Origin of the sequence: Pseudomonas sediminis (assembly GCF_002741105.1) — a bacterium.
Taxonomy (GTDB): domain Bacteria; phylum Pseudomonadota; class Gammaproteobacteria; order Pseudomonadales; family Pseudomonadaceae; genus Aquipseudomonas; species Aquipseudomonas sediminis.
The window spans coordinates 45,656-59,697 of the sequence record NZ_NIQU01000008.1; the positions used below are offsets into that span (position 1 = coordinate 45,656).

Annotated in this window: 14 protein-coding genes and 2 tRNA genes; 1 reads left to right on the forward strand and 15 read right to left on the reverse strand. The window is 59.7% G+C overall.

Annotated elements, in window-relative coordinates; translation table 11 throughout:
• The first annotated feature begins 9 nt into the window (after nucleotides 1–9).
• Nucleotides 10–312, forward strand: a complete 303-nt coding sequence (locus CDO35_RS18280) for a DUF2845 domain-containing protein (protein WP_099526093.1) — start codon at nucleotides 10–12, stop codon at nucleotides 310–312.
• A 215-nt stretch (nucleotides 313–527) separates the two neighbouring features.
• Here CDO35_RS18280 and CDO35_RS18285 read toward each other — a convergent pair whose 3' ends face one another.
• The 15 genes from CDO35_RS18285 to folP all read right to left on the reverse strand — a co-directional run bounded on the left by CDO35_RS18285 (nucleotide 528) and on the right by folP (nucleotide 14,040).
• The gene (locus tag CDO35_RS18285) at nucleotides 528–725 is read right to left on the reverse strand and encodes a CsbD family protein (protein WP_017675326.1); all 198 of its coding nucleotides are present in this window, start codon (nucleotides 723–725) and stop codon (nucleotides 528–530) included.
• A 57-nt stretch (nucleotides 726–782) separates the two neighbouring features.
• Nucleotides 783–1,136, reverse strand: coding sequence for a BON domain-containing protein (locus CDO35_RS18290; protein ID WP_099526094.1), 354 nt, complete (start codon nucleotides 1,134–1,136; stop codon nucleotides 783–785).
• Nucleotides 1,137–1,484: 348 nt separating this feature from the next.
• On the reverse strand, nucleotides 1,485–3,590 hold the full coding sequence (gene pnp, locus CDO35_RS18295; RefSeq protein ID WP_079782876.1) for a polyribonucleotide nucleotidyltransferase: 2,106 nt from the start codon (nucleotides 3,588–3,590) through the stop codon (nucleotides 1,485–1,487).
• A gap of 171 nt (nucleotides 3,591–3,761) precedes the next feature.
• Entirely contained in the window at nucleotides 3,762–4,031 is a 270-nt protein-coding gene (gene rpsO / locus CDO35_RS18300; protein WP_004424394.1) for a 30S ribosomal protein S15, read from the reverse strand.
• A 170-nt stretch (nucleotides 4,032–4,201) separates the two neighbouring features.
• Nucleotides 4,202–5,122: a tRNA pseudouridine(55) synthase TruB gene (gene truB / locus CDO35_RS18305; RefSeq protein ID WP_099526095.1), complete on the reverse strand. Its 921-nt coding sequence runs from the start codon at nucleotides 5,120–5,122 to the stop codon at nucleotides 4,202–4,204.
• 3 nt (nucleotides 5,123–5,125) lie between these two features.
• Nucleotides 5,126–5,518, reverse strand: a complete 393-nt coding sequence (gene rbfA, locus CDO35_RS18310; protein ID WP_004424397.1) for a 30S ribosome-binding factor RbfA — start codon at nucleotides 5,516–5,518, stop codon at nucleotides 5,126–5,128.
• 109 nt (nucleotides 5,519–5,627) lie between these two features.
• Complete coding sequence (infB, locus tag CDO35_RS18315; RefSeq protein WP_099526096.1) at nucleotides 5,628–8,111, reverse strand: translation initiation factor IF-2; 2,484 nt, start codon at nucleotides 8,109–8,111, stop codon at nucleotides 5,628–5,630.
• A 27-nt stretch (nucleotides 8,112–8,138) separates the two neighbouring features.
• Nucleotides 8,139–9,620, reverse strand: coding sequence for a transcription termination factor NusA (gene nusA / locus CDO35_RS18320; RefSeq protein WP_099526097.1), 1,482 nt, complete (start codon nucleotides 9,618–9,620; stop codon nucleotides 8,139–8,141).
• Nucleotides 9,621–9,780: 160 nt separating this feature from the next.
• Nucleotides 9,781–10,239, reverse strand: coding sequence for a ribosome maturation factor RimP (rimP, locus tag CDO35_RS18325; protein ID WP_099526098.1), 459 nt, complete (start codon nucleotides 10,237–10,239; stop codon nucleotides 9,781–9,783).
• A gap of 129 nt (nucleotides 10,240–10,368) precedes the next feature.
• Nucleotides 10,369–10,445, reverse strand: a tRNA-Met gene (locus CDO35_RS18330).
• 97 nt (nucleotides 10,446–10,542) lie between these two features.
• Nucleotides 10,543–10,628 (reverse strand) — tRNA-Leu (locus CDO35_RS18335).
• 7 nt (nucleotides 10,629–10,635) lie between these two features.
• Complete coding sequence (gene secG / locus CDO35_RS18340; protein ID WP_099526099.1) at nucleotides 10,636–11,013, reverse strand: preprotein translocase subunit SecG; 378 nt, start codon at nucleotides 11,011–11,013, stop codon at nucleotides 10,636–10,638.
• A 3-nt stretch (nucleotides 11,014–11,016) separates the two neighbouring features.
• Entirely contained in the window at nucleotides 11,017–11,772 is a 756-nt protein-coding gene (gene tpiA / locus CDO35_RS18345) for a triose-phosphate isomerase (RefSeq protein ID WP_099526100.1), read from the reverse strand.
• A gap of 65 nt (nucleotides 11,773–11,837) precedes the next feature.
• Nucleotides 11,838–13,175 carry a phosphoglucosamine mutase gene (gene glmM / locus CDO35_RS18350; RefSeq protein WP_099526101.1) on the reverse strand — a complete coding sequence of 446 codons (1,338 nt, stop codon included), beginning with the start codon at nucleotides 13,173–13,175 and terminating at the stop codon, nucleotides 11,838–11,840.
• Between the two features lie 13 nt (nucleotides 13,176–13,188).
• Nucleotides 13,189–14,040 (reverse strand): dihydropteroate synthase, encoded by an 852-nt coding sequence (folP, locus tag CDO35_RS18355; protein WP_099526102.1) that lies wholly within the window; start codon nucleotides 14,038–14,040, stop codon nucleotides 13,189–13,191.
• Nucleotides 14,041–14,042 lie beyond the last annotated feature (2 nt).

Sequence of the window (14,042 nt, forward strand, 5' to 3'; positions counted from 1 at the left end):
GAGGTTTTCATGCGCAAATTCAGCTGTCTGCTCACCCTGCTCTGCCTGCCCCTGATGGCCGAGGCGTCCTCCACCTATCGCTGCGGTAGCGCCCTGGTCAGCAAGACAGCGCCCACTGCAGAGGTGCTGAACAAATGTGGCGAGCCTTCCAGCCGCGACTTTATCGGCTACAAGGAAGTGGTCGACAGCTATGGTTTTCGTAACGAGGTGAGTGTCGAGGAGTGGATCTACGGCCCGAAAAGCGGCATGTACCACTTTCTCCGCTTCGAGGGCGGCCGCCTGATCGAGGTCCGCAGCAAGCGCGGTAGCTGATCTAACGATGTATGCCGGGTGCACCTGCCTGACGCATTTCTAGTGCTCAGCACAAAAATCAAGGCCCCGCCGGTCACACCGGCGGGGCCTTCGCGCATCCATGCTTTCGCTATCCGTGCAGATCAGGCGTCCTGCCTGCAGCCATCCGTGCTGCTGAGACATCCGTTTCCATAGCTGTCCGTGCTTAATCGGCATCCTTACCAGATAATCCCTACTTAGAGCTTGTCGCTGAAATCGCGTAGCTCTTGCTGGGCCTTTTCCTTGGTCCAGCCATAACGTTCTTGCAGCTTGCCAGCCAGGTACTCGCTGTGGCCCTCGGCGACGTCCAGGTCGTCATCGGTCAGGTTGCCCCAACGCTCCTTCATACGACCGCTAAGCTGCTTCCATTTGCCTTTGATGATGTCGCTATTCATGGTCATTCTCCCAGTGACAGAAGGTGGGGCCGGGCGCTAGCCCGGCCGGCCCGGCTATCAGTCAGCGGTTTTCAGGGCATCGGCGGACACATCACGCACACCCTCGATTTCCTTGGTCTTGGCGATAGCCAGATCACGCTCGGCGTCGGTAGCGACCACGCCGGACAGGGAAACTACGCCCTGGTTGGTCTCGACCTTGATGTCCAGCGCGCTGAGGTTCGAGTCAGCGACAAAGGTGGATTTCACTTTGCTGGTGATCCAGGTGTCGGATACCGCCTGCTCGGCTTTATCCACAGTGTCACTGGCTGCCAGCATGGTCGGCTCAGCGGCGAAGGCTGCGGAGGCCAGAGACATGCTCAGCACGGCAGCGGTCAGGGTAGTAGCGGCAAAACGGTTGATTGGCTGTTTCATGATTCGACTCCTGTACATTCCAGACAATCTGCAAACCAACTCCTGGTTGCAGGTTCACTAGTACTATTGCAGGGCCTGTGCCAGGTTTTAAAATAATAAAAAACACTTTAAAAACAATGACTTAAATAAAATGACCATTACGCTTTTGATTGCATTTCGCCGAGTCGCATAAAAGACCTCGGGCAATTTGCATGAACATGGCACCAAGCCACCACCGGCGCGCGTCTAAAGCAATATGGAGCAGCCCCTGGATGATCTGGACAGTGGCAGAGTTCGAGCGCCCCCTGACGATCAGGCACAAAAAAAGGCTCCCGAAGGAGCCTTTTCGTTCGAACAGGTCAGCCGTACTTAGACGCCAGAGGCCTCGGCAGCAGCTACATCCTTGATCGACAGTTTGATACGGCCGCGGTTGTCCACGTCCAGTACCAGTACCTTCACCTCCTGGCCTTCCTGCAGCACGTCGGTGACCTTCTCTACGCGCTGATCGCTCAGCATGGAGATGTGCACCAGACCGTCCTTGCCCGGCAGGATGTTGACGAAGGCACCGAAGTCGACGATGCGCTCGACCTTGCCGACGTAGATCTTGCCGATCTCGGCTTCGGCAGTGATGGCCAGCACGCGCTGCTTGGCAGCCTCGGCCGCTTCCTTGGTTTCGCCGAAGATCTTGATCGAGCCGTCGTCTTCAATATCGATCGAAGCCTTGGTCTCTTCGCAGATCGCGCGGATGGTGGCGCCACCCTTGCCGATGACGTCGCGGATCTTGTCCTGGTCGATCTTCATCGCCAGCATGGTCGGTGCGTTGGCCGACAGTTCGCTGCGCGATTGGGCGATGACCTGGTTCATCTGGCCGAGGATGTTCAGGCGCGCTTCCAGCGCCTGCTCCAGCGCCTGCTCCATGATCTCTTCGGTGATGCCCTGGATCTTGATGTCCATCTGCAGTGCGGTGACGCCTTTGGCGGTACCGGCTACCTTGAAGTCCATGTCGCCCAGGTGATCTTCGTCGCCGAGGATGTCGGTCAGCACGGCGAATTTCTCACCTTCCAGCACCAGACCCATGGCGATACCGGCAACCGGTGCCTTCATCGGCACACCGGCGTCCATCAGCGCCAGGGAGGCGCCGCACACCGAAGCCATGGAGGAAGAACCGTTGGACTCGGTGATTTCCGACACCACGCGGATGGTGTACGGGAACTCGTCGGCGCTCGGCAGCATGGCGGCAACGCCACGACGGGCGAGGCGACCGTGGCCGATTTCGCGGCGGCCAGTGGCGCCCATCCGACCACACTCACCGACCGAGTACGGCGGGAAGTTGTAGTGCAGCATGAAGGGGTCTTTCTTCTCGCCTTCAAGGGTGTCCAGCAGCTGTGCGTCGCGGGCGGTACCGAGGGTGGCAACGACCAGCGCCTGGGTTTCGCCACGGGTGAACAGCGCCGAACCGTGGGTCTTGTCCAGTACACCGACTTCGATGTTCAGGCCACGCACGGTGCGGGTGTCACGACCATCGATACGCGGCTTGCCGTTGACGATGTTCTCGCGCACGGTGCGGTATTCGATTTCGCCGAAGGCTTCCTTGACTTCACCGGCCGAAGGCTGGCCTTCTTCACCGGAGAACTTGGCCACGACCTGATCGCGCAGCTCGCCCAGACGCGCGTAGCGGTCCTGCTTGACGGTGATGGTGTAGGCCTGGGAAATCGCGTCACCGAACTCGCCACGGATGGCGTTCAGCAGTGCGGTGTTTTCCGGCTTCGGCTGCCAGTCCCAGGTCGGCTTGCCGGCTTCGGCAGCCAGCTCGGCGACAGCCTGGATGACCACCTGGAATTCTTCATGGGCAAACAGCACGGCGCCCAGCATCTGGTCTTCGGTCAGCTCTTTGGCTTCCGATTCGACCATCAGCACGGCGTCCTTGGTACCGGCCACGACCATGTCCAGGCTCGAAGCCTTGAGCTGCTCGTAGTTCGGGTTCAGCAGGTAGCCGGTTTCCGGATGGAAGGCGACGCGCGCAGCACCGATCGGGCCGTTGAACGGGATACCGGAGATGGCCAGGGCGGCCGAGGTACCGATCATCGCAGCGATGTCCGGATCGGTCTTCTTGCTGGTGGAAACCACGGTGCAGATGACCTGCACTTCGTTCTGGAAGCCTTCCGGAAACAGCGGACGGATCGGACGATCGATCAGACGCGAGGTCAGGGTTTCTTTCTCGGAAGGACGCGCTTCACGCTTGAAGAAACCACCCGGGATCTTGCCGGCAGCGTAGGTCTTTTCCTGGTAGTGCACGGACAGCGGGAAGAAGCCCTTGCTCGGGTCGGCAGTTTTGGCGCCGGTTACGGCGACCAGTACGCTGACGTCGTCGTCAACGGTGACCAGCACTGCGCCGGAGGCTTGACGGGCGATACGGCCAGTCTCGAGGGTAACGGTCGACTGACCGAACTGGAATTTCTTGATTACCGGGTTCACGGTGTTTTCCTTCTCGTTGTTGCCTTGGGGGAAATTGGAAAGAAGCGCGGGAGTCGGACCCGGTGCATCCCTCGAAAAGCCAAAAGCTGGAAGCCCAGCGCCACGAGGTGAGGATCACTCCCCACTCGCGACGCCGAACTCCCAGCTTCCAACTTGTGCAGCTCGCGTCTATTAACGACGCAGGCCCAGGCGACCGATCAGGGCGCTGTAACGACTGGTGTCTTTACCCTTCAGGTAGTCCAGCAGCTTACGACGCTGGTTAACCATACGGATCAGACCACGACGGCTGTGGTGATCTTTACCGTTGGCCTTGAAGTGGCCTTGCAGCTTGTTGATGTTGGCGGTCAGCAGGGCAACCTGCACTTCCGGGCTACCGGTATCGCCTTCAGCTTGCTTGTAGTCGTTAACGATCTGGGCTTTTTCTTCAACGCTGAGTGCCATGTTGGCTTCCTCTCATCTGGAAACTGCCGAAGCAGTCTCAATAGGCCGGGAATCGCTTCCCGTGTTTTAAAAAGAGGTATGACCGTGCCTACTGACAGCCACCCTCGCAGTACCTGATGACGACATCGTCAGCATCAGGCTTTCAGCCATCTCGGCCGAATCGTTCGGTGCTACGCACCGGTATAAATCAATCGACGCGGGGCAACACGCCCATCGTCACTCACTTCACCGATGCCGATGAAGCGACCATTGTGATCCTGCACCCGCACCATACCGAACTTCGGCGCTTCAGGCGCTCGCACTGGCTGCCCTTGCAACCAGTAGAACGCGCTGTGCTCGGAGAACTGCAGCAAAGGCCAGTCCTGCAGACCGCTATCGGCCGGTAGCAGGAAGCGATCCAGCGCCTCGTTGCCACCTTCGGCATGTGCAGCTTCCAGTTCTTCCAGCGTCACGGTGCGCGTCAAATCGAACGGTCCGGCCTTGGTACGGCGCAACTCGGCGACATGCGCACCGCAGCCCAGCAATTGGCCGAGATCCTCGACCAACGTACGAATATAGGTGCCTTTACTGCAATCAACCGCCAGACGGGCCTGCTCGCCTTCGCAGGCCAGCAGTTCCAGGCGCGCAATAGTAACAGAACGCGCTTCGCGCTCCACTACTTCACCCGCACGGGCCAGCTTGTAGAGTGGCTGACCGTCCTTCTTCAACGCCGAGTACATCGGCGGTATCTGTTTGATTTCACCGCGAAAACGCGGCAGTAGTGCCTCGATTCCGGCGCGACCGACGGTCACCGGGCGCCGTTCGATAACATCACCTTCGGCATCACCAGTGGTGGTGGTAACGCCCAACTGAGCGACGGTCTCGTAGCCCTTGTCAGCGTCGAGCAGATACTGGGAAAACTTGGTCGCTTCACCGAAACACAGCGGCAACACACCGGTGGCCAGTGGATCGAGGCTGCCGGTGTGACCGGCCTTCTCGGCATTGAGCAGCCAACGCACTTTCTGCAGTGCGGCGTTGGACGTGAAACCGTGCGGCTTGTCGAGCAGGATGATGCCGTCGACCTTGCGGCGAATACGTTTGACCTGCGCCACGCCTTACTCCTTGGAACCTGCGGTGTCGTCGTGCAGACGATCTTCCGCTACGGCACGCTCGATCAGCGCCGACAGGTGAGCACCGCGCTGGACGCTCTCGTCATAGTGGAAGTGCAGCTGTGGCACGCTGCGCAGCTTCATCGCCTTGCCCAGCTGCATGCGCAGGAAGCCGGCCGCGTCGTTGAGCACCTTGAGGCTCTCCTTGATCGCCTCGGCGTCGTCCTGCCCCATGACGGTGATGAACACCTTGGCGTGACCGATATCACGACTGACGTCGACGGCGGTGATGGTCACCAGCCCCAGACGCGGGTCCTTGACCTCACGCCGGATAAGCTGGGCCAGTTCGCGCTGCATCTGGTCGCCGATACGCTGGGTACGGCTGTAATCTTTGGCCATTTTCTAGTTACCTTTACTTCCTCCGCTGCCTGTTCGCCAGCGGACTCAAAAGCGGCAAACGCCCGGCCGCGCGAATGCGGGGCCGGGCGTTGCGTGTTGCGGCTCGCGATTACAGGCTGCGAGCCACCTGGACTTTCTCGAACACTTCGATCTTGTCGCCGACCTTGACGTCGTTGTAGCTCTTCACGCCGATACCGCACTCCATGCCGTTGCGCACTTCGGCGACGTCGTCCTTGAAGCGACGCAGCGATTCCAGCTCACCTTCGAAGATCACCACGTCTTCACGCAGCACGCGGATCGGACGGTTGCGGTAGACGGTACCTTCGATGACCATGCAACCGGCAACCGCGCCAAACTTCGGCGAACGGAATACGTCACGCACTTCGGCGGTGCCCAGAATGTTCTCGCGAACATCGCTGCCGAGCATACCGGTGAGCGCCTTCTTGACGTCTTCGATGATGTCGTAGATGACGTTGTAGTAGCGCATGTCCAGGCCTTCGGCCTCGACGATCTTGCGCGCACCGGCGTCAGCACGAACGTTGAAGCCGAACAGTACGGCGTTCGAAGCCAGCGCCAGGTTGGCATCGGACTCGGTGATACCACCGACGCCGCCACCGACCACGCGCACTTGCACTTCGTCGTTGCCCAGAGTGCTGAGCGAGCCTTGCAGGGCTTCCAGAGAACCACGTACATCGGACTTGAGCACGATGTTGAGGGTTTTCTTCTCTTCCTGGCCCATGTTCTCGAAGATGTTTTCCAGCTTGCCGGCGTGAGCACGGGCCAGCTTGACCTCGCGGAACTTGCCTTGACGGAACAGGGCAACTTCGCGGGCCTTCTTCTCGTCGGCGACCACGGTCATGTCGTCACCGGCATCCGGCGTACCATCGAGGCCGAGAATCTCGACCGGAATGGACGGACCGGCTTCCTTGATCGGCTTGCCGTTCTCGTCGAGCATGGCGCGCACGCGACCATAGTTGACGCCGACCAGCACCATGTCGCCCTGACGCAGGGTACCGTCCTGAACCAGCACGGTGGCTACCGGGCCACGGCCCTTGTCCAGACGCGATTCGACCACCACACCACGACCCGGGGCCGACGGAGTGGCTTTCAGCTCGAGGACTTCAGCCTGCAGCAGCACGGCCTCGAGCAACTCGTCGATACCGGTACCGGCCTTGGCGGAAACCGGTACGAATGGCGCGTCGCCACCCCACTCTTCCGGAATCACATCCAGTGCGGCTAGGCCGTTCTTGATGTTGTCCGGGTTGGCTTCCGGCTTGTCCATCTTGTTCACTGCAACCACGATCGGCACGCCAGCCGCTTTCGCGTGCTGTACGGCTTCCTGGGTCTGCGGCATCACGCCGTCGTCAGCTGCGACGACCAGGATGACGATGTCGGTCGCCTTGGCACCGCGTGCACGCATCGCGGTAAACGCGGCGTGACCGGGGGTGTCGAGGAAGGTGACCATGCCGCGGTCGGTTTCCACGTGGTAGGCACCGATGTGCTGGGTGATGCCACCCGCTTCGCCGGAGGCCACTTTGGCGCGACGAATGTAGTCGAGCAGCGAGGTCTTACCGTGGTCGACGTGGCCCATTACGGTCACGACCGGAGCACGGGAGAAGGCTTCACCTTCGAACTTCAGCGACTCGGCCAGGGAATCTTCCAGAGCGGTGTCGCTGACCAGCTTGACCTTGTGGCCCAGCTCTTCGGCGATCAGCTGGGCAGTTTCCTGATCCAGCACCTGGTTGATGGTAGCCGGGGTGCCCATCTTGAACATGAACTTGATGACTTCGGCGGCCTTGACCGACATCTGCTGAGCCAGATCGCCCACAGTGATGGTCTCGCCAATAGCCACATCACGCACCACCGGGCCGGCCGGAGCCTGGAAACCATGCTGGTTGCGCTTCTTCATCTTCGACTTGCCGCGGCCACCACGACGGAAGCCGTCGCTTTCTTCATCGACGCTACGCGGAGCGACGCGCGGAGCCGGCGCCTTCTCCTTGGTAGCAGGACGATGCTGGGTGTGCTTGCGGTCGCGACGATCGTCTTCATCAGAACGCGTCTTCTCAGGACGGCGCACTTCTTCTTTCTTGCGCTCGACTTCGATGACCGGAGCGGCAACCACCGGCTCGCTGACAGGCGTCGGCGCGGCAGCAACTGCAGTCTCGGTGGCAGCAGTGGCTGCCTGGCGCTTGGCTTCTTCTTCGGCCTTGCGCTTGGCATCTTCCTCGACCTTCAGACGCTCTGCCTCGGCGGCCGCCTGCTGAGCTTCCAGCTCACGCTGCTTCTCGGCTTCGAGCTCTTCGGGGCTGCGCTTGACGAAAGTTTTCTTCTTGCGCACTTCAACACTGATGGTCTTGCTACCCGCAACGCGCAGCGTGCTGGTGGTCTTGCGTTGCAAGGTGATCTTGCGCGGCTCTTCGACCTTGTCGCCGTGACTGCTCTTGAGATGGGCCAGCAGGGCCTGTTTCTCACTATCGGTCACTACTTGTTCGGCACTGTCGTGGGACAGGCCAGCTTCACGCATCTGCTGCAGCAGGCGCTCAACCGGGGTGTCGACCACTGTGGCCAGTTCTTTCACCGTGACTTGCGTCATGCATCTTTCTCCTCAGGCCGCAACCGCTTATTCGAACCAATGGGCTCGGGCGGCCATGATCAGCTTGCCGGCACGCTCTTCGTCGATGCCGTCGATGTCGAGCAGGTCGTCAATCGACTGCTCGGCCAGGTCTTCACGGGTAATCACGCCGCGCAGCGCAAGCTCCAGAGCCAGCGCCTTGTCCATGCCTTCCAGTTCCAGCAAATCATCTGCCGGATGGGCATCGGCCAACTTCTCCTCGTTGGCGATCGCCTTGGTCAGCAGACGATCCTTGGCCCGTGCACGCAGCTCATTGACGATCTCCTCGTCGAAGCCGTCGATGCTGAGCATTTCTTCCATGGGTACGTAGGCAATCTCTTCGAGACTGGTGAAACCCTCTTCGACCAGGACTTGAGCCAGTTCTTCGTCGACTTCCAGCTCGTCGATGAAGGACTGCATGATGTCGCCGGTTTCTGCCTGTTGCTTGGCCTGGATGTCCGCTTCGGTCATCACGTTCAGGGTCCAGCCGGTCAGTTGACTGGCAAGACGCACGTTCTGACCGCCACGCCCAATGGCCTGGGCCAGGTTGTCTTCGCCAACGGCGATGTCCATGGCATGGGCATCTTCATCGACGATGATCGCAGCCACTTCAGCCGGCGACATGGCATTGATCACGAACTGCGCGGGATTGTCGTCCCACAGCACGATATCGACGCGCTCACCGCCCAGTTCGCCGGATACGGCCTGGACACGCGAACCACGCATACCGATGCAGGCACCCTGCGGGTCGATACGCTTGTCCTTGGAGCGCACGGCGATCTTGGCGCGCGAACCCGGATCACGGGAGGCGGCCTTGACGTCGATCAGCCCTTCGGCGATTTCCGGTACTTCGATGCGGAACAGCTCGATCAGCATTTCCGGAGCGGTACGCGACAGGATCAGTTGCGGGCCGCGGTTCTCGGTACGAATTTCCTTGAGCAGGGCACGCAGACGCACACCAACGCGGAAAGTCTCGCGCGGGATGATGTCTTCACGGGCCAGCAGCGCCTCGGCGTTGTTACCCAGGTCAACGATGACGTTGTCGCGGGTGACCTTCTTCACGGTGCCGGAGATGATCTCACCCAGGCGCTCGCGGTAGGCGTCTACCACCTGGGCACGCTCGGCCTCACGCACTTTCTGCACGATGACCTGCTTGGCGGTTTGCGCGGCGATGCGGCCGAACTCGATGGAATCGACCTTCTCTTCGAGCACGGTACCGATCTTGGCGTTGGCCTCAACGGCCTGCGGCATATCCTCGGTCACCTGGTAGGCAGGGTCCTCGAACTCGGACTCGTCGACCACGGTCCAGCGCCGGAAAGTTTCGTAGCTACCGTTCTGACGGTTGATCGACACACGCAGGTCGACCTCGTCCTCGAAACGTTTCTTGGTGGCGGTCGCCAGAGCCAGCTCCAGCGCCTCGAAAATCACGCCGGCCGGTACACCTTTTTCGTTGGATACCGACTCAACAACCAGCAGTACTTCTTTGCTCATCGTACGCCTCGCCTTTCGCAATCCATTGGTTCTGCGCAGTCCGCGTCACGTTCACGCCATTGGCGCTATCGTCGTGAGCTGCCGCGCTACCTTCGCGCCATCTGTGTCGCTCGCGCTGCGCCGAAAATCGGCAGTTCAGCAGCGCCACAAAATCCGCATATCAATCAAATCGGGGGATGATATTGGCCTTGTCGATCAGGTCGATCGGCAACAGATACTCGTGGTCATCCACCTGAACTACCACGTCCTGCTCCTCCACACCGCGAAGGAGGCCCTGGAAGTTACGACGCCCGTCGAAAGGCGAACGCAGCTTGATCTTCACCTGTTCACCGGCATGCGTCGCAAACTGTTCGATGGTGAACAACGGACGATCCATGCCAGGAGAAGAAACTTCCAGTGTGTACTCCGAGGTAATCGGATCCTCGACATCGAGTACACCACTGAGCTGACGGCTGACGATTTCACAATCATCGATGAGGATGCCATCGGCTTTATCGATATAGACACGCAGCAGCGAATGACGCCCCTGCGACAGGAACTCGATGCCCCAACATTGGTAACCGAGCGCCTCGATTACTGGGGCCAACAAGGCCTGCAACTGTTCTAGCTTGCTCGACACTTAACGGCCCTCGTGCATGCTGTGCAAATAAAAAATGGGCGAAACGCCCATCCCTTCAATCCGCCGTGAATACCAACGGACACTGTCTTTCAGCTAACAAAAAGCCCCTGAAAAGGGGCCTGCTGAAACTGGTTGCGGGGGCAGGATTTGAACCTACGACCTTCGGGTTATGAGCCCGACGAGCTACCAGACTGCTCCACCCCGCGTCAAAGCTGGGCCGGAATTATACGGCCACCCCCTGGCGAGGGTCAACCAAACACTCCAGCAACAAGAAAGCCCGCGAACTGCGGGCTTTCTTGAGTATGGTACCGAGGAGGGGACTCGAACCCCTACAGCCTATGGCCACTACCACCTCAAGGTAGCGTGTCTACCAATTCCACCACCTCGGCAAAACTGTTACTGCTCTGGAGCCTCCGGCACGTCCGAAGCATCAGACGCCGGAACTTGCTCTTCGAGCACCGGCACGTCTTCGACAGCCGGTTTTTGTTGAACTTCCAGAACCGCTGGATCTGGCAGACCAACCTGAGTCAGCGCATCAGCTTTTTCTTTAGCAAAGTACGCTAAACCCAAGCTGGTAATGAAAAAAGCTGCGGCGAGTATACCAGTAAACTTACTCAGAAAGGTAGAGGAACCTTGGCTTCCGAATACAGTTGCCGAAGCACCCGAACCGAACGACGCACCTGCGTCAGCGCCCTTACCCTGCTGCAACAGCACCAGCGCTACAATCCCGATCGCACCCATCAGGTGCAAAACAACAATGACTGTTTCCAGCATTCTTCAGTTTCCTGCAGCGCGACAGATCGCACCGAATTCATCCGCATTCAGAGAGGCACCACCCACGAGCCCCCCATCGATATCCCGCATGCCGAACAACTCGACAGCACTGGCGGCCTTTACGCTGCCGCCATAAAGAATTCTCAACTCACTCGCGACACCAGCATCGAGCTGCGCAACTTGCGCGCGGATCGCCGCATGCACTTCCTGAGCTTGCTCGGGCGTAGCGGTCAACCCAGTGCCAATGGCCCACACAGGCTCATAGGCCACTACGGCGTTTTTCAGTGCATCGACACCTAGCGCATCGATCACTGCAGCCAACTGGCCACCCACTACACCCAGCGTTGCATTCGCTTCACGTTGCTCGCGGGTTTCACCAACACAGAGCACGGGAGTCAAACCTGCAGCCTGTACCGCTGCAAACTTGTGTGCGACCACTTCATCGCTTTCACCCAGAATCAAGCGACGCTCCGAGTGACCAACCAGCACCAGCTCACAACCACCATCGACCAACTGACTGACTGCCAGCTCACCGGTCAAGGCGCCCTGCTCGACTTGCGCCGCGCAATCCTGCGCCCCAATCTTCACCGCCTTACCATTCAGGCCTTCGACGACCTGAGCGATATGCAGACTGGAAGGAAACACTGCAACCTCTACATCCGCAGGCAGCACCTGCTGACGCAACCCTTCGATCAGCTCTGCGACGCTTGCGCGGGTACCGTGCATTTTCCAGTTACCGGCGACTAAGGTGCGACGCATGTTTTGCCTCGTCGATCAAAGAGGGCGCAGATGTTACCCAAGAGCACCCTCGGTAGCAAGCTCAATCAAGCACAGACTTCGGCAACAATCTTAGCCAATTCATCGGCATAGCCGCGAACCGAGCTTTCCTCGTCACCCTCGACCATTACCCGCACCAATGGCTCGGTGCCAGATTTGCGTAGCAGTACGCGACCGCGCCCTGCCATGCTCTCGGTCACCCGCGCGCAAGCCTCTTTAACGGACGGATGCTCGAGCGGGTCGAGCGCACCGGAAAACCGCACATTGACCAATATCTGCGGGCATTTTTTCAGATCGCTGCGCGCCTCGACCAGACTCTGGCCACGACGCTTGAGCGCCATCAGCACCTGCAGAGCGGCAATGATCGCATCGCCGGTGGTGGTGTGCTGGAAGCACACCAGGTGCCCAGAGTTCTCGCCCCCAAGTTGCCAGTTGCGCGCCAGCAATTCAGCGATCACATAGCGATCGCCCACATTGGCGCGAACGAATGGGATGTTCAGATCTGCCAGAGCCAGCTCCAGCCCCAGATTGCTCATCAACGTGCCGACCACACCGCCACGCAGACGATCACGTTCCTGCAGGTCTCGCGCAATGATGAACAACAGCTCGTCACCGTCGACCACCGCGCCATACTGATCGACCATCAGCACGCGATCAGCATCGCCATCGAAGGCAATACCCAGGTCCGCCTGCTGCGCGACCACTTCAGCCTGCAACGCAGCGATGTGCGTGGAGCCACAAGCATCATTGATATTGAGCCCATCAGGCTGAGCCGAAATGACCCGAACCTCTGCACCCAGCTCGCGGAATACACTCGGCGCCACCTTGTAGGCAGCACCATGAGCGCAATCGAGGACGATCTTCAGCCCCTTGAAGCTGGTGCCGCTGGGCACGCTGCCCTTGCAGAACTCGATATAGCGCCCCGAAGCGTCGTTGATTCGCGAAGCCTTGCCGATCCCGGCAGACTCGACCACGGTCATCGGCTGGTCGAGTAACTCTTCGATCATCAGCTCGACATCATCCGGAAGCTTGGTGCCTTCGCTGGAAAAGAATTTGATGCCGTTATCGTCATGCGGATTGTGCGAAGCACTAATGACGATACCGGCATCAGCCTGGAAAGTACGTGTCAGGTAGGCGATGGCCGGCGTCGGCATCGGCCCGAGCAGTTGCACGTCAGCCCCTGCAGCAGCGAGCCCCGCTTCAAGGGCAGACTCGAACATGTAGCCAGAAATACGCGTGTCCTTGCCGATCAGAATGCGGCACTTACCCTGCTTGCGAAACGCCATGCCAGCGGCCCAGCCGAGCTTGAGCATGAAATCCGGAGTAATGGGAAACTGGCCAACGCGGCCACGAATACCGTCGGTGCCGAAGTATTTTCTAGTCATAACGCTTTCCTTGTTATTGCGCCGCTTCAACCGCAGCGATCATGCGCACCACATCCACCGTTTCGGCGACATCGTGCACACGCAAAATATATGCGCCCTTGGTCAATGCCAGGGCCGCCAATGCCAAACTACCGTACAGACGATCGCCAACCTCGTGACCGAGCACCTTACCGATCATGCTCTTGCGCGAAACACCAACCAGCAAGGGCCGCCCCAATGCAGAGAGTTCGCCCATGCGCTTGAACAGGGCGAGATTGTGCTCCAGGGTCTTGGCAAAACCAAAGCCCGGATCGAGCAGGATCCGCTCGGCGGGAATACCGGCCGTCGCGCAGGCGGCCATGCGCTCGACGAGAAAGTCATGCACCTCCGAGACGATGTCCGAATACTGCGGATCATCCTGCATGTTGCCGGGCTCGCCGCGCATATGCATCAGACAAACCGGAAGACCGGTATCTGCCGCCGCATCAAGAGCACCATCACGCTGCAGCGAGCGCACATCATTGATCAGCCCCGCGCCCAGCCTTGCCGTCTCCCGCATGACTGCAGGCGTCGAGGTATCCACGGAAATGATAACGTCGAGCTCACGGGCGATGGCTTCGACAACTGGCGCAACCCGCTCCAGCTCCTCGGTAGGCGAAACGCTTCGCGCCCCAGGACGGGTGGACTCACCACCGATATCGATCAGCGTCGCACCTGCGGCGACCATCTGCTGGGCATGACGCAGTGCGGCGTCGCGCGCCGTAAAACGCCCACCGTCGGAAAAAGAATCAGGAGTGACATTGAGGATGCCCATCACCTGCGGACGGGACAAATCAAGAAGCCGGCTACCACAGGGTAGCCGGCTCGGGTGTTGCGCTTGAGACATAT

What these genes read in the sequence shown, in the direction of transcription:
- folP (WP_099526102.1), bottom strand. Translation starts at nt 14,040, where the DNA reads ATGTCTCAAGCGCAACACCCGAGCCGGCTACCCTGTGGTAGCCGGCTT.
- tpiA (WP_099526100.1), bottom strand. Translation starts at nt 11,772, where the DNA reads ATGCGTCGCACCTTAGTCGCCGGTAACTGGAAAATGCACGGTACCCGC.
- infB (WP_099526096.1), bottom strand. Translation starts at nt 8,111, where the DNA reads ATGACGCAAGTCACGGTGAAAGAACTGGCCACAGTGGTCGACACCCCG.
- CDO35_RS18280 (WP_099526093.1), top strand. Translation starts at nt 10, where the DNA reads ATGCGCAAATTCAGCTGTCTGCTCACCCTGCTCTGCCTGCCCCTGATG.
- CDO35_RS18290 (WP_099526094.1), bottom strand. Translation starts at nt 1,136, where the DNA reads ATGAAACAGCCAATCAACCGTTTTGCCGCTACTACCCTGACCGCTGCC.
- rbfA (WP_004424397.1), bottom strand. Translation starts at nt 5,518, where the DNA reads ATGGCCAAAGATTACAGCCGTACCCAGCGTATCGGCGACCAGATGCAG.
- secG (WP_099526099.1), bottom strand. Translation starts at nt 11,013, where the DNA reads ATGCTGGAAACAGTCATTGTTGTTTTGCACCTGATGGGTGCGATCGGG.
- nusA (WP_099526097.1), bottom strand. Translation starts at nt 9,620, where the DNA reads ATGAGCAAAGAAGTACTGCTGGTTGTTGAGTCGGTATCCAACGAAAAA.
- glmM (WP_099526101.1), bottom strand. Translation starts at nt 13,175, where the DNA reads ATGACTAGAAAATACTTCGGCACCGACGGTATTCGTGGCCGCGTTGGC.
- CDO35_RS18285 (WP_017675326.1), bottom strand. Translation starts at nt 725, where the DNA reads ATGAATAGCGACATCATCAAAGGCAAATGGAAGCAGCTTAGCGGTCGT.
- rpsO (WP_004424394.1), bottom strand. Translation starts at nt 4,031, where the DNA reads ATGGCACTCAGCGTTGAAGAAAAAGCCCAGATCGTTAACGACTACAAG.